Here is a 16,296-nt window from a genome sequence, read left to right on the forward strand (position 1 = left end):
TCTGTTTATTAACCAGTTCGGGCAGCCGATGTTGACAACTATCCGAAACCCCGGGAAGTTTGATTATATAAAAGATTGCTGGAGTTTTAGTTCTTAGAGCGCTATAGTTTAAGGAAGAATGAATAACCATAAAAATGTTTACATAATAGCCGGGCCTAATGGTTCAGGCAAGACTACATTTGCAAGAGAGTTTTTGCCCAACTATGCAAAATGTCCGAATTTCGTCAACGCTGATCTTATTGCGCAAGGATTATCTCCATTTTCACCACAGCAGGTAGCGATTAAAGCCGGAAAGCTTGTTTTACAACAAGTAAGAGAATTTATGGACAGGAATATTGATTTTGGCTTTGAAACTACTCTTGCAGGCAAAAGCTATTTAAGGCATTTTCGGAAGTTAAAAGAAAAAGGATACAGGCTTCATCTTTTCTTTCTATGGATACCGAGTTCTAATCTAGCCATAGCTCGTATTAAAGATAGAGTCGCCGAAGGCGGGCATGATGTACCAAACGAGGATGTAAAAAGGCGATTTGAGAGAAGCATCGTTAATTTCTTCAAGATATATCGTCCGTTACTAAATACATGGTTATTGTTTGATAATTCAGAGAAAAAACCCCGACTGATTGCGAAGAAGGATAATTCACATATTGATGTCCGGAATGACATTTTGTTTCAGAAGATATTAAATAAAGCAGGAGCTAACTTATGAGAAAACGACTAACATTGCATGAGAAAGCTGAACTTGCCATGAAAGAAGCGGTGAAGAAGGTAGTAGCGCAACATAAAAAAGATGGCCGTCCGCTTGCGGTATGGGAGAATGGTAAGGTAAAAAAGATAGAAGCAAATTGAGGCTCAGGCGAACCATGAGCATGTTTCGGTAGGATGAACCTCGCTACTTAAGGAGCGTTTATGAGTATAGAGAGATTAAAATGCTATGATTGCGGTTGTCATCTTAAACGCAAGAAAGCCATAGAACGTTCCGTTATGGATGAACTTGGGAATAATGTTTTTCGCATATTCTGTAGTAGTTGTGCAAAAAAGCGAGGTTTATCCAAAATAAATGAAAATAAAACAATAAAGATTCTAAAATCAGTTGTCAGATTAGCTATAGTTATTATTCCGGTTATTTTCTGGCGTTGGTTTGAGAATGATACTCGTGGCTGGGGAGGCGGTATACTTACAGTCGGAGCACTGGTTATAATCTTTTTGTTCATGTTATACGATGGCTTAAAATGAGCTCTTGGTTTTTGGTTGTCATTTAGGTTGTCAATTGGTTGTTGATTAGGTTGATGATTTTAAGCTGGACAGCCGCCCAAATAGATAAAACCGCCTTTACCCCGGTGGACAGTCATTTTGATAATCAACTGGTAATATTGATGTTGTGGGGTGCGGTGGGAGACAACTCTGGGTAGCCACTTAGACGTCTTATTGTGCGGTTGAATTACGGAAAGTTTGTTATTTGAGCTTTAAGGGCGGTTAAAACAAATATATAAAATTTTTCTTGCAATACTTGTATAACAATGTTATACTTATATTGTAAGGAGGAATGAATAGATGACTATATTAAAAGCCTTTCGTTTACCGGTTGGGTTGGTAAATAGGCTGTCTAGCCTGGCAAAAGCCACGCACCGCAGCGAAAAATTTTATGTTGCTGAGGCCTTAGCCCATTATTTGGAGGATTACGCCGATGCGCAAATTGCCAAAGACCGCTTTAACGACCCCAAATCAAAAATTATCACTGGCACAGAGCTAAGGAAACAGCTTGGTGTATAAAGTCGCCTATCTTGATTCGGTTGAAGAAGACCTTAAGGGGCTCGATAGGCCTACGGTTAAAAAGATTCTTGCCCGTATTGAAACTTATCTTGCGCAAGACCCTAAAGGATTGGGAAAACCATTAAAAGGGGAGTTTCAGGGATACTGGCGATACCGCTGGGGGGATTACCGCGTTATCTACAGAATAGCGGAACGTGAGATTTTAATTATTATCTTACGTATTAGCCATAGAAAAGAAGTTTATACTTAGTTTCTTAAATTTGCCCGGTTAAAAGACGGATTTTCACATGTCGCTTGAAGTCTTGGGTCATTTTTAGCCTGTTTCCAAGCCATAAAAGCGCGCAGTCAGACGTCAATCCGGGTAGCCCAATAAGAGAAATATAATGCGCGGGTGGTGGAATGGCAGACACGCTACTTTGAGGGGGTAGTGGGGCAACCCGTGAGAGTTCAAGTCTCTCCCCGCGCACTAAATTATAGGGATTAACCCCAAAAATAAACCCGCTATATTATGTACCACTGATAGCGGGTTTATTTTTTAAAATCCCTTCTATTTACGCTTATCTTTTACGTAGTTACTCCTCTCCAAACTCTTGGCATAGGATTTTAATTCCGCGCCGATCTCGCCTATCTGAGCCACGTGCTCTATCTTGCGGGATTCGTTTGTGACTACCCCGATAGATATGGATACCAAAGGCATTTTTTCTTCTTTTCCCCGCCGGTCGTGGCCGATGATATAACCATTCTTCCTGTCCTTTTCATTATAGAAGGAGGGGGCTGTCTTTTCAAAATCAGCGATTATCCTTTTACAGAGGTTATCCGCGGTATCAGGCGTAGTAACGATTACAAAATCATCGCCGCCTATATGGCCGATGAAATCGTCAGGGTGGCCGAGGTCATGCGTCGCCTGTATTAATATGCGCGCGGTCTGGCGGATTACCTCGTCGCCATGCTCAAAGCCGTAAGTGTCGTTATATGTCTTAAACTTGTCTAAGTCCAGGTAGCAGACAGCGAAGGGGGCCTTGTTTTCTATGCGGCGGGAAAGTTCATTGAGTATGGAGACATTACCCGGCAGGCGCGTTAGAGGATTTGCCTCCAGGTCTATTTCCGTGCGCCTTAATACCATATGAATACGGGCTAAGAGTTCTTTAGGCTCAAAAGGCTTGACGATATAATCATCCGCGCCGGCGTTAATACCGCCTACCTTGTCGTCTATTTCGCCTTTGCCGGTGACCATGATGATGGGCAAATGCCGTAAAAGTATATCTTTTTTGACTTCTGCGCAGACCTGGCGGCCGTTCATCTTAGGCATATTGTAATCAAGCAGGACAAGATCCAGCGGTTTAGACCTGATGATGCGCATGGCCTCTTCCCCATCTTTGGCCTTTAAGATTTCGTAATTCTCCTCGGAGAGGGTGATCTCCAGTACATCCAGGATATCGGGGTCATCATCCGCAAGTAATACTTTCGGTTTAGGCACCAAGCCTCCTTATGCTAACGGCAGGGTAAAGCTAAAAGTGCTTCCTTTACCCGCTTTACTTTCTACCCAAATCTTTCCATTATGCGCTTCAATAATATGCTTTACCAGAGACAGCCCTAACCCCGTGCCTTTGACCTGTTGGTTTATGGCATTATCTACACGGTAAAATTCCTCGAATAACTTAGGAAGCGCATCTTCAGGTATGCCTACTCCCGTATCGGATATATCCACCTGCACCATTTTATCTTTAGTGTATGCCTTGACGGTTATCCTTCCGTTATCAGGAGTAAATTTGACTGCATTACTCAGGAGGTTGATGAATACGCGCTCTATCTGGTCGTGGTCCGCCAAAACAAGGGGCAGGCCTTTCTGCACGTCCTGGGTGAGCTTGATATTTTTATTTTTAGATTGTATTGAGACCAGATCAGAGGCAGCGGCAAGGATGTCTTTTAAGTCCTGCCCCTGCATCTTCATTACTATCCTGCCGGATTCAATGCGGGCAATATCCAAAAGGTCATTGACCATGTGCACCAGCTCGTCGCTGTGGCGGTTGATTTTTTCCAGGCGTTCTTTCGCCTCGCTAGGCAAATGCCCCAGCTTTTCAGCGATAAGTATAGCCGCGTAGCCCTTGATAGAAGTGAGGGGGGTCCTTAATTCGTGCGAGACGCTGGAGATAAAATCATTTTTGCGTTTGCTCACCTTTTTTATCGCCTCCATAGCCAAAGTCAATTCGCGCGTCCTTTCCTCTACTTTTTTCTCCAGTTCCTGCTGCGCGTTCCAGGTCTTTTCAAATAAACGGGCGTTTTCCAGCGCCTGGCCGATTTGATTGCTCAAGATGGTAATTAATTCTTCGTCTCCTTCGTTGACGGAGACGTCTGTATTCTCCGTACCCACAAGCAAGAACCCCTTATTTGCCTCTTTGGCCAGGATAGGCGCTATTACAAAGGAGTCCACCTTAAAGGCCTCGTTTATTTTTTGCCCAAAGGCAATATCTTTAGATAACGAGACAGAGGAGAATGCCCTTTCTTTTTTTATCAAATCCAGGTAATTATCTTTATCGGAGTTCACCGTCTGTTGGATTGCCCCGATTTCATCTGCCGCGTAACCGATATTCAGGCGCAGGGTGAATTTATTTTCTTTTTCGTCCCACAATAAGCCGCAGGCCTTTTCAAAGCCCAATTCCTCAAAAGAAGTCTTCTCGATGCGCATAAAGATCTGGCTTTCTTCTAGGGTGGTGCTGATTGTCCGGGACAGCCTCTGCAGGGCGTAAAGGCCGGTTATTTTTTTATCCAGTTCTTCCTGGGCTTTGTTGAGTTCCATATCCGTGCGCACAACCAGCTTAGCCTGCTCGTCCATTTCTTCCAGGGATTTCTTCAGCTGGCCCACAATTATCTGCAGTTGCTTGACCTTTTCTGTCTTCAGGAAGACGGCGATAACGAGAGAAACAATAGCCAGCAAACCTGCCAGCACGAATATGTTTAAGAAGAGGCCCGGGTTATCCATTTTTTCTCTAGCCCCCGACGTTTAGAATAGCAATAGCCTGATTATGAAAATATGCCTGGCCCTGGTAACGGATTGCCCTTAAGGGCGCCTGTTCGCCGTAAGTATAGAGGCCGATTACAGGCGTGTTTTTGCCGAAACCTTCCTTAATGATTTCCAGTTCTAAGGGCGCATCCCTTCTTAATAACATATACCTGGAGGCCGAGTTAAAGACCAGGATAAAATTTTTTATACCACTCTTCTCCATAGGGCTGGATGAGAGTTTTTTGGCTTCTTCTACTGCCTTTCGGGTCGCAGCCAGGCAGGATTCTTTTGTGCCGATCATTAATTTTATGGAGCTGCCTTCGGTGATATTGCCCTGCAGGCGCAATGACCCGCTATCGCCTATAGAAAGGACGTTCCTTAAGATACACTCTTCTTCCTGGGGCATGTCTATGCCTATCGGATAGAGCATGGAGATACGTTTTATTTCCTGGCGTAGCTCGGCTATATTCTTTGCCAGGTATTCTTCATAGAGCATAGCTGCCGGCCGTTCGTCTATTTCATAAATGATATTGCCTTCTGATTTAGTGACGGTATGGGGTTTACCCAGGCCTTTCCAGCCATGCCTTAAGCCTAAGCCAAAATTTAATTTTCCGCCCCAGAGTATCCCTGCTGCGGCGTCACTGAGGAGCTCCCGGTTGAAATACAAATAGGTCTTTAAGAAACGCATATCATCCGAGGCAGAAGCGCCTACTAAGGGTAAACTCCTGCCTAATCTTTCCTGCATTCCGCAGAGCAGCCCGGAACAGTCATCTATTAAACCGTCGGAAAAAACTACGCCGAAGCACCTGCGCACATTACGGAAACCATATCCTAATTGTTCGCCCAGTTCCCTCCCGGCATTCAGGGAGCCCTTTGTTTTTATATCCCTGACGCAGGCAGTGTTAAAATAGACGTTGTCGGAGAAACTTAAAAGCATGATTACCAGGCCGTGTTTAAATATGCCCTGATTAGAAATTATGGCTGCGCTGCTACAGCCTAAAAGCGGCACCTCCCCTAAAGAAATACTCAGGGCTTTTAATAAATTAACAGAAGAGAAATTTATAGAGCTGAATACAATGGCTAAGTCGATTTTTTCGCTGGCCAGATTATAAGTAGCTGATCTCAGGGCTTCTTTAACGGCGAGGGCAGGGTTCTTTTCTGTGCTTAAGCCCACGCCTACATTCATTCCCATAGAATAAATTTATTGACTTGCCAAAACTCTTAAATTACAATAAAGACAAATTTACGGCCCCATCGTCTAGCCCGGTCTAGGACGCTTGGTTCTCAGCCAATAAACAGGGGTTCAAATCCCCTTGGGGCTAAGTATTATTCACCTCGGTTCCCCGCCTACGCACCTTGAATTTACTTCGTAAAACGCTATGGTGTGCTTCGGCGGGTCCGCCGTAGCCCATCAAAGCCAAGAATGTAATCTACCAAAGAGCGAAGGCGGAAAATCCGGTTGGGGCTATTACGTTAAAAAGCAGATTCTTCTATTCCTTCTATTCTTACCGCAGCATTATCTTTAAGCTCGCCGCGCGTTTCCATAACCACAAAATCCCCGGACTTCAGGCCTTTGGTAACCTGGACATAGTCGCTGGTCATATAGCCGGTATTTACGCGCCGCAACTCTACAATCCCTGTTTGTGAGCCATCCTCAGGCCTTGTTGTTGATTCCTGGGGTATAACCGGAAGCAAGGTCTTACCTTTTTCAGAGGGTATAAGGCTGGTTACAGGAATAATCAAGGCATTCTTTAATTCAATGATGAGTATTTCCGCCCGGCTGAACATCCCCGGGAATAAGAGGCCGTTTGGGTTAGGGACTTTGATTTTGGCAGTAAGGGTCCGGCTTTTACCTTCTACCACAGGGAATATGCTGTCTACCCTTCCTTCAAAGGTAACATCGGGATTAGCGTCAACATAAACCTTGGCTTTTTGGCCTAATTTTATTTTATTGATGTCCCGCTCTACCACCCCTACTTCTACAAAGACCTCGCTGATTTCCAAGAGCGAACCGATTTTATCCTGGGGCGTGACAAATTCCCCTTCTTCTTTTTCGCGGGGCCCCATCACGCCGTCGGTATTGGCATAAAGCAGGGTTTTATTCAGTTCGTTTTCCGCTAATTCGGTTTCGCTTTTTGTGGTTTCCAATTGAAACCCGGCGCTCTTGCACTCTAAAGTTACCTCTTCCAGTTTTGATTTAATGATTGCCCCTGCTTCATAGAGTTTTTTCTGCACCTCTAATTTTTTCTGGATGGAGTTATAAGCTGCTTCGGCTGCGTTAAATTTATTTTTGGCATAGGCGAGCCGTAACTGCGCGTCCTTAGGGTCTAATGAGGCAATGAGGCCGCCTTTTTTGATTTTTTCTCCTTCCCGGAAATAAATTTTTTCTATTACGCCGTTAACCTCAAACTTAAGCCCGATCTCGGTCTTGCCTTTGACCGTGCCCATCACGGGCAGGGTATCCTGAAAATCGGCACTCCTTACTTCAAATACCCTTACCGGGATAGGCCCGGTTTCAGCGGGCGGATTTGGGGGGATATCTTTTTCAGCCGCCTTCTCTAAAGGAGTTATTTCTTTTTTAGGCGCCGCCTCCGGTTGGGTTTGTTTCTGAGTTACCGTCGGGACCGCGGCCTTTTCCTTGGATAACTTAGCGCCGGTCTTTAACATGCCCCAGCCGATAAAGACAATCCAGAAGAGGAGGAATGCGGTAATTAAGATATGCGTCTTTTGGAGATTCATAATACCTCCCTAATTAATTGCAGGTCTTTAAATGCCAGATAAATACAAGGGATGACAAATAAGGTTAAAAATGTAGATAGCGTTAATCCTCCGATTACCGTGATTGCCAAAGGCGACCAGAGGCTGGAAGACTCGCTTTTATCTAAGGCCATAGGTATGAGCCCCAGTATGGTAGTCAGGGAGGTCATCATGATGGGCCTTAGCCTGTCATATGAGGCAATAACCATTGCCTCCTGGATGCCTTTTTTTGTGGGGTAATCAACAGGATGTTTGCGCCTTAAGAAGTTAACCCGGTCAACCAAAACAATCGCATTATTTACTACGATGCCGCCTAACATAATCGCCCCGATGAGGACGCCGGTGCCGACGGGGATATCAGCCAGCCTTAAGGCAATGACTGCTCCTATTGCCGCCAAAGGCACGGTCATCAGGATAATAAAGGGCTGGCTGAAAGATTCAAAGAGGCTGGCCAGGATCATATATACCAGGATTAAACTTAAAATAAGCGCGAAGCCAAGTTCCCTTTGATTGCGTATCATTTTATCATAATTACCGCCAAATTGCCAAAAATAATCGTTGGGGAATTTTGATTCCTTTAATGCCTCCTTTACTTTATCCGCTGCCGTGCCCAGGGCTAGCCCGCCGGTATTGGCGCTCACCTGAACCATACGGGCTTTATTTTTTCTCCAGATTTCACTCGGGCCTATGCCGCTTTTTAAATCGGCCACCTGCGATAAATATATCTGCTCTCCTTTATAATTGATTAAACCGATCCTGCGCAGGTCTTCGAAATTCCTGCGGTATTTTTCTTCAAGGCGCACAATGGTTTCGGTTTCTTCTCCCTCTGTTTTATCTTTCCCGCCGTAACGCGTGGCGACTAACCCCCGCATATAGGTATGCAAAGCCAGGGCGATATCTTCCACGGACATACCGGACATCGCCGCCTGCCTTTTATTAATATTTAAATGCATCTCAGGCCTGCCTTCGCGCATCCTTATTTTGGTATCCGTAAAATCAGGGATAGACTGCATCCTCTGGGCGGTCTCTACTGCCAGGCCCTTCAGGACGTCATAATCATAACCGTAGAGCTCGATAAGTATTTCTTTGGTGCCGATCTCTTCGGATTCTTCATAATAGATGAAGGCCGGGTCTAAATTATCCGTAAAGGGGCGCAGCTCATTAATAATCTGGGCAGTAGGTTTTTTTCTTTTGCTCAAAGGGAGGAGTTCCACATAAATTTTACTTGACCAAGGCTCCACCTTACTGGTCGCGTTTTTTATCTGAGGCAAGCCAGAGATATATTTTTCTACCTGGGCAACAACTTTATCCGATATCTCTAATTTTGTCCCCGTCGGCAGTTCAATAAATATGGTAAACTTATTCTGCTCGGCAATACCGATAAACTCCTTCTCTAATTTTTTATATTCCCGCAAGGCATATAGAGAGCCTAAAATGACGAGGAGGATTATAATATAGCGTAGAGAAAGGCAGACAGAGACGGCCTTTTTATAAAAAGTTTCAAATTTTCCGGCCACAAAAAGCGGCAGGGGCTGGGCAGCCGGAATTTTTGTTTGAGATGTAAGGGCATCTTCAGTCTGCGCGGCGGGAACTTTTATTTTCAACCTGGCTGCCAGCATCGGCACTAAGGTTAAGGCCGCTAAAAGCGAAGCCAGCAGCGAATAAGTAATGGTCAGGGCAATGCCGCTATAAAGCATCCGGATTTCAGGATTGATGAACACCAGCGGCAGGAATATGATGATAGTAGTGAAGGTAGAAGCAGTGATGGCCAGAAACATTTCATCCGCGCCGCTTATCGCCAGTTCCTTCACTGTTTCCTTTGCCTTATTTTCCAGAAATATCTGCGCTAATTTGTCCTTGTCATTCAATAAGGCATCCCTTTTTTTCAGGATATTATCCAGAACGACAATAGCGCAGTCTACCAGCATCCCTACGCCCAAAGCCAGGCCGCTTAAGGTCATCACATTTAAGGTGAGCTTGCTGAAAAACATGAGCGAGAAAGTGCACAGGATGGAGAGGGGGATGCTTACGGCGATAATGAGATTGATGTTTAGGCTCCTTAAGAAGACAAAGAGAATTAAAAATGCAAGCACCGCGCCGATACCTAAGGAGCGTTGGACCTGATTTACTGCCTGCTGGATAGTCTCTGCTTGATTAAAAGTAGGGGTTACGTTTATGTCCTTCTCCAGGATCGGCCTTAATTTTTTTAGCTCTTTATTTATTAAGTTTGATATCTTGACCGTGTTTGCCGTAGACTCCTTCTGCACATAAATAGAGACTACCGGCTGGGCGTTTAGCCTGGCGTAGGCTACCGGCTCTAAATAAGAATCTTTGATTTCGGCGACATCCCTTAACCGGACCACCGAACCCTCTTTTGTGGTAGCAATGGCTAAATCCCTGATTTCATCTAAGTTTTGGAATTCTCCGATAGTCCGGACTAAGTATTTATCCTTTACCCGTTTTATTTCACCCGCCAATAGGTTGGCATTATTAATATTAATGGTATCTACTACCCGGTTTATCGCCAGGCCGTAGGCCTGGAGCTTATACTGGTCTACTTCCACCAGTATTTTTCTTTCCCTTCCGCCGGCTACCTCAGCCCGGGCAACCCCTTCGATACGCTGGATGCGGTCTTTTATCTTTTCATCGACAATCTTGCGTAATTCCTCCGGCGAGCGGATATCGCTGGTTACCGCCAGGATCATAATCGGCACATCCATATATTCGTATTTTGCGATTATGGGTTTTTCGATTTCCGGCGGCAATTTGTTTCTGATGCGGTTGAACTTCTCGCGCACCTCCAGGGCGGCAAAGTCCATATTTGTGCCGGGCTCGAATTCCAGGATAACCGTGGCATTGCCTTCTTTGGAGATGGAGAGGGTATTTTTCAGGTGGGAGACGCTGCTGACTGCTTCTTCCGTCGGTATGGCGATACGCCTTTCTACTTCAGAGGCGGGGATTCCTCCGCGCACATCAATATTGATAGTAATGTCGCCGAATGAGGTATTCGGCATCATCTCCACGGGAAGCAGCCGCAAGGCGATTATGCCGATTAGGGCTACGGCAATAAAAAACATGGATACTGCAGTCGGCCTTCTTACGGATAAACTAGGCAGGCTCATATTAATTCATACCATCTTCCCGGCCCCAGCGGCCCCCGGGCTTTAATCAGGCCGTTATCTGCCAACTCTTTTAAATCCCTGGCGGCAGTGGGCACGGAGACTTTAAACATCCGCGCGTATTCCTTACGGGTGATTTTCTTAATCTCTTTTAGTTTTATCAAGAGTTCTTGCTGGCGCACGTTTAATTCCCGTTTCTCAAGGGGAATCTTGGCTTGAGGTTCTACGGCTTCCTCGGGAATTGGCAGAGCAATAGGTTTAATCACCGCAGGCATAGCGGGCGCGGGTAATTTTATTTCTAAACTGGGCCGGGGGGGAGGAATAATCGGTTCGGGTTCAGGTTTAATTTCTTCGCGCGCAATCTTTATTTCTGGCAGTGGCGGCGGGGTCTCAAAATAGCCATGCGCCATAAGATATAAAGCCGGGATAAAAACCAGGGTCAAGAATGTCGCTGAAGTTAATCCGCCCATTACGGTAATGGCCAGAGGCGCTTGTAGTTCTGCGCCTTCTCCGATACCCAGCGCTAATGGCAAGAGCCCTAAGATGGTGGTCAGCGAGGTCATCAGAATCGGCCGCAGCCGATTTTTGCTTGCTTCTACCACGGCATCATAAGCAGAATACCCTTGTTTTCTTAAAACATTCACCAAATCAATTAAGACAATGCCGTTATTGACGGCAATCCCGCCTAACATAATAATGCCTAAATAGGCCACTGAACTTAAAGGCGTGCGGGTAATAGATAGGGCAAAAGCAACACCGATAAGCGAGAGGGGTATAGTGAACATAATTAAAAAAGGCTGCCATAAAGACTCAAACTCCCCGGCCATAATCATATAGACTAAAATAAAAGCCAAGGCCATGGCAAAGGCCAGGCTATGGAACGATTCCTTCATCCTCTGCTGCTCGCCGACTAATTCCAGAGAATAATCTTTAGATACCTTGGCGCCCGCAGAACGGATGATTTTATTTATTTCATTGATTATCTGATTAAAATTGCGGCCGTAAGTATTGGCGGTTAGGATTATATTCCTTTGCTGGTCAACCCGTTTTATTTCCGTGGGCCCTTTGCCTTTAGTTAAATAAGCCACATCAGATAAGGAGACATCCATCCCCAATGGCGAGTGAATTAAAAGCCTCCTTAAATTACCTAAGTCACTCCTGTCTTCGGGCCTCAGGCGCACGCGGATATCCACATCCTCCTGCCCTTGTTTTTCCTTAAACTTAGTAGCCACATAACCCTTGAGGGCGACCTGCGCAGTGACGGCGATATCGCGCACAGAAAGGCCGTAGAGCGAGGCCTTATCCTTAAGGACATGCAGTTTTGTTTCCGGGCTGGGAGCGGGCATATTACTTTTTATTCCGTAAACGCCGCTAATCTTACTCATTTTAGATTGCAAAGAGGAGGAGATTTCTATTAATTTATTCAGGTCCGCGCCTTTTATCTCGACGGCAATAGGCGCTCCCTGCTCTAAGGCAGTGCCAAAAGAAGTCTCCTGGGCAACATATTCTATTTCCGCACCTTCTAAATCCTGTTTTTCCAGCTTATTTTTTAGATACTGGATGACTTCATCGGTGGAGCGCAGGGTATTGAACGCCCGGGATTTCTTTTTAAGATTCACCATAATCTGGGCCTGATGGCTGCCTAAGGTTTGCAGGGAAGTTGTTTCTGCGGAAGTCCTTTCTGCGCTGGAGCCGATATTTACGGTTACATCTTTAGTTTCCGGAAGTTTTAGCAATGAGCCTTCAATTTTTTTTACCACGCTGTCGGTTATCTCTAAGCGCGTGCCCGGGGCGAGCTCTACTTTAATAATAAATTGACGTTGGTCAACGCGGGGGAGAAACTGCCTTTGCGTCCAGAAGAGGATGACGAACATACTGATAAAAAAAAGCAGAAGGACTATGCCGATGACTTTCCCCTTTTGGTGAAGCATGTTAGCGATGAATTTTCCGTAAGCAGATTGCAGGCGCTGGAATTTTTCCTGTATCAGTTTGGTTTTATCAACGAGGGCTGTTTCCAGGGATTGTAGCAGCGCCAGAGATTGGGATTTTCTGCGCCGGCCCAAAGAAATTAATACCGGCACTAAAGACAGCGCCACAATGATGGAGACGATGAGGGAAAAAGTAATGGTCAGGGAGAGCTGTTTAAAAATCTGGCCCACAACCCCCAGCACAAAAGCAAAAGGTAAGAATACTGCCACGGTAGTCAGGGTTGAGCCGATGATGGGGCCGACCATCTCCTGCGTCCCGTCAATACAGGCCTGTATGGGATTCTTCTGCATTTGGCGGTGCCGGAAGATATTCTCGATGACCACAATAGAGTTATCCACAAGCATGCCTACTCCCAGAGCCAGCCCGCCTAAGGACATCATATTCAGGTTAATGTTGCTGAAATACATCAGGCAGAAGGTAGCCATGATAGAAATAGGTATAGAGAAGGTGATGACGCCGGAAGACTTGAATTCCCAGAGGAAAAAGAAGAGCACTAGAAATGCCAGGAACGCTCCTTGCACAGCGGCATCGCGCACATTGCTGATCGCCTCCTGGATAAACTGCGATTGGTCATAGGTCACCTGGATCTTTATGCCCTGGGGTAATTTTTCAGCCAGTAACTTTTGAATTTCTTTTTTTACCCCCTTGACTACATTCAGGGTATTGGTCCCGGATTGTTTTCTGATGACTAAGGATACGCTGTCTTTTCCGTTATAGCGGGAGATGCTGGTTTTTTCTTTGATGGTGTCTTCTACCTTGGCGATGTCCTTAAGATAGACCAGGCGCCGGCCTTGTTTTTCCTTCTTTTCTTTTTCTTCCTGCGTCTTGGCTTCTTCTTCGGGCAGGTCCAGGGCAGTAGGGGTCTCCTGGATTTCCGTTACCTTTTGATATTCGCCCATGGTGCGGATAAGGTATTCATAAAAACTTTCTTTGATGGTCCCCGCCGGATAATTGATGTTTGCCGCCCTGAGGCTATCCACGACGGAGACTATGGGTATCTGCGAAGCGCGCAGGCGCGGCTGGTCAATCTCTACCAGGATTTCGCGTTCGTCTCCTCCGGTAATGGTGGCTGAAGCCACGCCTTCTGTTTTTTCAATGGAGTCCTTGATATATTTGCGGCAGATTTCGCGTAACTCTAAAGGAGGCAGGCCCCCGGTAACTGCCAGGTTCATAATCGGCAGGTCAAAAGGGTTATACTTCATGACAATGGGTTCCTGGGATTCGCGGGGGAGTTTTTCTTTTACCAGGTCTATTTTTTCGCGCACGTTTAAGGCGGCGAAATCCATATTCGTGCCCCAGTTGAATTCCGCCATCACCAGCGACAGGCCTTCTTTAGAAATGGAGCTTATCCTTTTGACATTATTGACCGTGCCGACAGCTTCCTCAATACTTTTGGTAATCAGGCTTTCAATTTCTTCGGGAGCGGCATTTTCATAGGCAGTAACTACGGTGATCTGCGGATAGGTGATAGAGGGGAAGAGCTCCTGGGGAAGCCTGCCCCAGGAGATAAAGCCTAAAAGCACGATGGCCGTAAAAATCATGATGGTGGTAATGGGCCGGTTTACGGAGAGCTTAGGGATATTCATAGTTCTTTAATCCATTTCAGGTATGTATCTAAAGAACATACTGAGGCGTCTTTTGTTAACAGCCCATCCTCATCGCTCAGGCAAATTATTTTACCGGGCTTGACAGCCAACTTTGAGAATATCTTTTTAAATCTTTCTATGGGTTTAGCCATATTGGTGTTTGGGGATTTGCTCATTTTAATTTCTAAGGGAAAAAGTTGCATATTTTTTTCTATAATAAGGTCCACTTCCACGTCGTTATGCGTGCGTAGGTAAAATATATTCGGTCTCCTGCCTTGGTTAAAAAAACATTTTATTGTCTCCTGAATTATATAGTTTTCAAAAAGCGCCCCGGCCATTGGCCCGTTTAAGAGATGTCTGCTATCCCTTATGCCGGTTAGATAACAGACTATGCCGGAATCTAAAAAATATACTTTTGGGGCCTTGGTTATGCGTTTGCCCAAATTCCTGTAATATGGGTTTAAGAGATATATCAGGTGGCTTGCTTCTAAAACAGAAATCCATTTTTTGATTGTATTTATGGAAACCCCTAATTCCGTGGCCAGACTATTGAGGTTTAGGACTTGAGAGCAGCGCGTTGCCAATAACTGCAGGAATTTATGGAATTCCCTGAGGCTGCCTATCATATAAGTAGAGCGCACGTCTCTTTCTAAGTATGTCTCAAGATAACTGCCATACCAGGTTTCGAAATCTATCTTTGGGCGTACGCTTATTTCAGGAAAGGAGCCGCGCAGGCACGCATCGGTAAAAAACTGTTGCGGGCTGCTTATCTTTTCTCTCTGCGCGGGCATATGCCCTTTTTCTTCTTTACTAAAAGGTAATAAGGTTAAAAGAGCGATCCTACCAGCCAAAGTATCCCCTAAATTTTTAATCAGATTAAATTGCTGTGAACCCGTGAGGATAAAGCGCCCCCGTTTATTGCGGTTGCGGTCTATAGCTATTTTTAAGTAAGATAATATTTCAGGGACATATTGTATCTCGTCGAATACCACGGGCTCGCGGATATTATCCAGGAATAATCGCGGGTCCAATACAGCTTTTTGACGAGTTAAGGGGTCATCCAGAGAAATAAAGTGGTGGGTCCTTGCAAATAACTTCTTAAGGAGCGTGGATTTTCCTGACTGCCGTGGGCCGGTTATACCGATTGCGGGGAATTGCTTGGCGATAGCCTTAAGCGATGGCTCTATCTGCCGGTGTACATAAATATCTTTAGCCATAGCTGTTTATATAACATATCTTGGATTCATTGTCAAGACAATTTTGCATTTATAATGCAAATTTGTCTTATAGAATTTATTTTGTGATAAAAAGGGCGGCTTCTATCTTGAGAGGGGGACACTGTCTTGATTAGGTGGGAAACTGTCTGTGATAAAGGGGACGGTTCTAATTATTTACCTTTTGGTGGCCTGCCCCTGTCTTCTCTCCTGTTTTTTATATTATAATATGCCTGCAGTTTATTGATAAAAGCTTGACTGCCGATATAAAGCCTTTTCTCGAGCATACCCGGATTTATTATACTGTTATCTACAACAAAATCAACATATTGCTTTTGTCTCGATGTGGCGGAATCAGATAAACCCAGATAGGCCGGGCTCGGGGTAATGAGCGTGTCGGGCTTGCCTTTTGCATAGAAATTATAGCTGGAAAAGGGATAGTCGCCAGGATGGCTGACAATACCAACTCTCACCGGGTTCAGTTCAATATATTTTCCGCATTGAAGCAGATACGAATCCAACTCAATAATATTGCTCTTAAACCTATCCTGCCAAAAGTGCCCAAAATATCCGTAACGTTTTCGGTAATAATGGAAATAGGTTAAGTTTACCTGTTTCATGAATCTCGATACCTTGCTTTCAAGGTTAAGGCGCAGGATGATATGCAGGTGGTTATCCATCAGACAGTAGTGCAGGATATCTATTCTATTTTCATCCTTTATTTCCTCTAGCAGTGCATAGTATCTTAATTTGTCGTTATCGCTATGAAAAACATTATTCCTGTTGTTGCCTCTACATATAACATGCATGGCTGCATTGATTAAGGTTATCCTTTTATACCGCGGCATAAAAAATCCTCC

13 protein-coding genes and 2 tRNA genes are annotated in these 16,296 nt (G+C 45.1%); 7 read left to right on the forward strand and 8 right to left on the reverse strand.

Going from position 1 to position 16,296, the window contains the following annotated elements; translation table 11 throughout:
- The first annotated feature begins 118 nt into the window (after positions 1–118).
- From PHV44_02000 to PHV44_02025, 6 genes are all read left to right on the forward strand, one after another.
- Positions 119–706, forward strand: coding sequence for a zeta toxin family protein (locus PHV44_02000; protein ID MDD5592059.1), 588 nt, complete (start codon positions 119–121; stop codon positions 704–706).
- Positions 703–846, forward strand: a complete 144-nt coding sequence (locus PHV44_02005; GenBank protein ID MDD5592060.1) for a hypothetical protein — start codon at positions 703–705, stop codon at positions 844–846. The genes PHV44_02000 and PHV44_02005 overlap by 4 nt, the downstream gene beginning before the upstream one ends.
- A gap of 60 nt (positions 847–906) precedes the next feature.
- Positions 907–1,233 carry a hypothetical protein gene (locus PHV44_02010; GenBank protein ID MDD5592061.1) on the forward strand — a complete coding sequence of 109 codons (327 nt, stop codon included), beginning with the start codon at positions 907–909 and terminating at the stop codon, positions 1,231–1,233.
- A 318-nt stretch (positions 1,234–1,551) separates the two neighbouring features.
- Positions 1,552–1,770 carry a DNA-binding protein gene (locus tag PHV44_02015; GenBank protein MDD5592062.1) on the forward strand — a complete coding sequence of 73 codons (219 nt, stop codon included), beginning with the start codon at positions 1,552–1,554 and terminating at the stop codon, positions 1,768–1,770.
- Complete coding sequence (locus PHV44_02020; protein ID MDD5592063.1) at positions 1,763–2,020, forward strand: type II toxin-antitoxin system RelE/ParE family toxin; 258 nt, start codon at positions 1,763–1,765, stop codon at positions 2,018–2,020. Before PHV44_02015 ends, PHV44_02020 begins: the two co-directional genes overlap by 8 nt.
- Positions 2,021–2,155: 135 nt before the next feature.
- Positions 2,156–2,236 (forward strand) — tRNA-Leu (locus tag PHV44_02025).
- An 81-nt stretch (positions 2,237–2,317) separates the two neighbouring features.
- On the opposite strand, the gene PHV44_02030 is transcribed toward PHV44_02025, so the two are convergent.
- The 3 genes from PHV44_02030 to PHV44_02040 are packed head-to-tail and all read right to left on the reverse strand — an operon-like array spanning position 2,318 to position 5,957.
- Complete coding sequence (locus PHV44_02030; GenBank protein ID MDD5592064.1) at positions 2,318–3,247, reverse strand: response regulator; 930 nt, start codon at positions 3,245–3,247, stop codon at positions 2,318–2,320.
- A 9-nt stretch (positions 3,248–3,256) separates the two neighbouring features.
- Positions 3,257–4,750, reverse strand: a complete 1,494-nt coding sequence (locus tag PHV44_02035) for an ATP-binding protein (GenBank protein ID MDD5592065.1) — start codon at positions 4,748–4,750, stop codon at positions 3,257–3,259.
- A gap of 7 nt (positions 4,751–4,757) precedes the next feature.
- A complete protein-coding gene (locus tag PHV44_02040) occupies positions 4,758–5,957 on the reverse strand; it encodes an FIST N-terminal domain-containing protein (protein ID MDD5592066.1) in 1,200 nt (399 codons plus the stop codon).
- Between the two features lie 61 nt (positions 5,958–6,018).
- On the opposite strand from PHV44_02040, the gene PHV44_02045 reads away from it, so the two are divergent.
- Positions 6,019–6,093 (forward strand) — tRNA-Glu (locus PHV44_02045).
- A gap of 151 nt (positions 6,094–6,244) precedes the next feature.
- Here PHV44_02045 and PHV44_02050 read toward each other — a convergent pair.
- The 5 genes from PHV44_02050 to PHV44_02070 all read right to left on the reverse strand — a co-directional run bounded on the left by PHV44_02050 (position 6,245) and on the right by PHV44_02070 (position 16,284).
- Positions 6,245–7,510 (reverse strand): efflux RND transporter periplasmic adaptor subunit, encoded by a 1,266-nt coding sequence (locus PHV44_02050; GenBank protein ID MDD5592067.1) that lies wholly within the window; start codon positions 7,508–7,510, stop codon positions 6,245–6,247.
- Entirely contained in the window at positions 7,507–10,650 is a 3,144-nt protein-coding gene (locus PHV44_02055; protein MDD5592068.1) for an efflux RND transporter permease subunit, read from the reverse strand. Before PHV44_02055 ends, PHV44_02050 begins: the two co-directional genes overlap by 4 nt.
- Positions 10,647–14,222, reverse strand: a complete 3,576-nt coding sequence (locus PHV44_02060) for an efflux RND transporter permease subunit (GenBank protein MDD5592069.1) — start codon at positions 14,220–14,222, stop codon at positions 10,647–10,649. The genes PHV44_02055 and PHV44_02060 overlap by 4 nt, the downstream gene beginning before the upstream one ends.
- Positions 14,219–15,439: an ATP-binding protein gene (locus tag PHV44_02065; GenBank protein ID MDD5592070.1), complete on the reverse strand. Its 1,221-nt coding sequence runs from the start codon at positions 15,437–15,439 to the stop codon at positions 14,219–14,221. The genes PHV44_02060 and PHV44_02065 overlap by 4 nt, the downstream gene beginning before the upstream one ends.
- A 170-nt stretch (positions 15,440–15,609) precedes the next feature.
- Positions 15,610–16,284, reverse strand: a complete 675-nt coding sequence (locus PHV44_02070) for a transposase (protein ID MDD5592071.1) — start codon at positions 16,282–16,284, stop codon at positions 15,610–15,612.
- Between the last annotated feature and the right edge of the window lie 12 nt (positions 16,285–16,296).

It is taken from the genome of Candidatus Omnitrophota bacterium, assembly GCA_028717245.1.
Lineage (GTDB): Bacteria > Omnitrophota > Gorgyraeia > Gygaellales > Profunditerraquicolaceae > JAGUYA01.

What these genes read in the sequence shown, in the direction of transcription:
- PHV44_02035 (MDD5592065.1), bottom strand. Translation starts at nt 4,750, where the DNA reads ATGGATAACCCGGGCCTCTTCTTAAACATATTCGTGCTGGCAGGTTTG.
- PHV44_02050 (MDD5592067.1), bottom strand. Translation starts at nt 7,510, where the DNA reads ATGAATCTCCAAAAGACGCATATCTTAATTACCGCATTCCTCCTCTTC.
- PHV44_02005 (MDD5592060.1), top strand. Translation starts at nt 703, where the DNA reads ATGAGAAAACGACTAACATTGCATGAGAAAGCTGAACTTGCCATGAAA.
- PHV44_02010 (MDD5592061.1), top strand. Translation starts at nt 907, where the DNA reads ATGAGTATAGAGAGATTAAAATGCTATGATTGCGGTTGTCATCTTAAA.
- PHV44_02000 (MDD5592059.1), top strand. Translation starts at nt 119, where the DNA reads ATGAATAACCATAAAAATGTTTACATAATAGCCGGGCCTAATGGTTCA.
- PHV44_02040 (MDD5592066.1), bottom strand. Translation starts at nt 5,957, where the DNA reads ATGAATGTAGGCGTGGGCTTAAGCACAGAAAAGAACCCTGCCCTCGCC.
- PHV44_02070 (MDD5592071.1), bottom strand. Translation starts at nt 16,284, where the DNA reads ATGCCGCGGTATAAAAGGATAACCTTAATCAATGCAGCCATGCATGTT.
- PHV44_02055 (MDD5592068.1), bottom strand. Translation starts at nt 10,650, where the DNA reads ATGAGCCTGCCTAGTTTATCCGTAAGAAGGCCGACTGCAGTATCCATG.
- PHV44_02060 (MDD5592069.1), bottom strand. Translation starts at nt 14,222, where the DNA reads ATGAATATCCCTAAGCTCTCCGTAAACCGGCCCATTACCACCATCATG.
- PHV44_02065 (MDD5592070.1), bottom strand. Translation starts at nt 15,439, where the DNA reads ATGGCTAAAGATATTTATGTACACCGGCAGATAGAGCCATCGCTTAAG.
- PHV44_02015 (MDD5592062.1), top strand. Translation starts at nt 1,552, where the DNA reads ATGACTATATTAAAAGCCTTTCGTTTACCGGTTGGGTTGGTAAATAGG.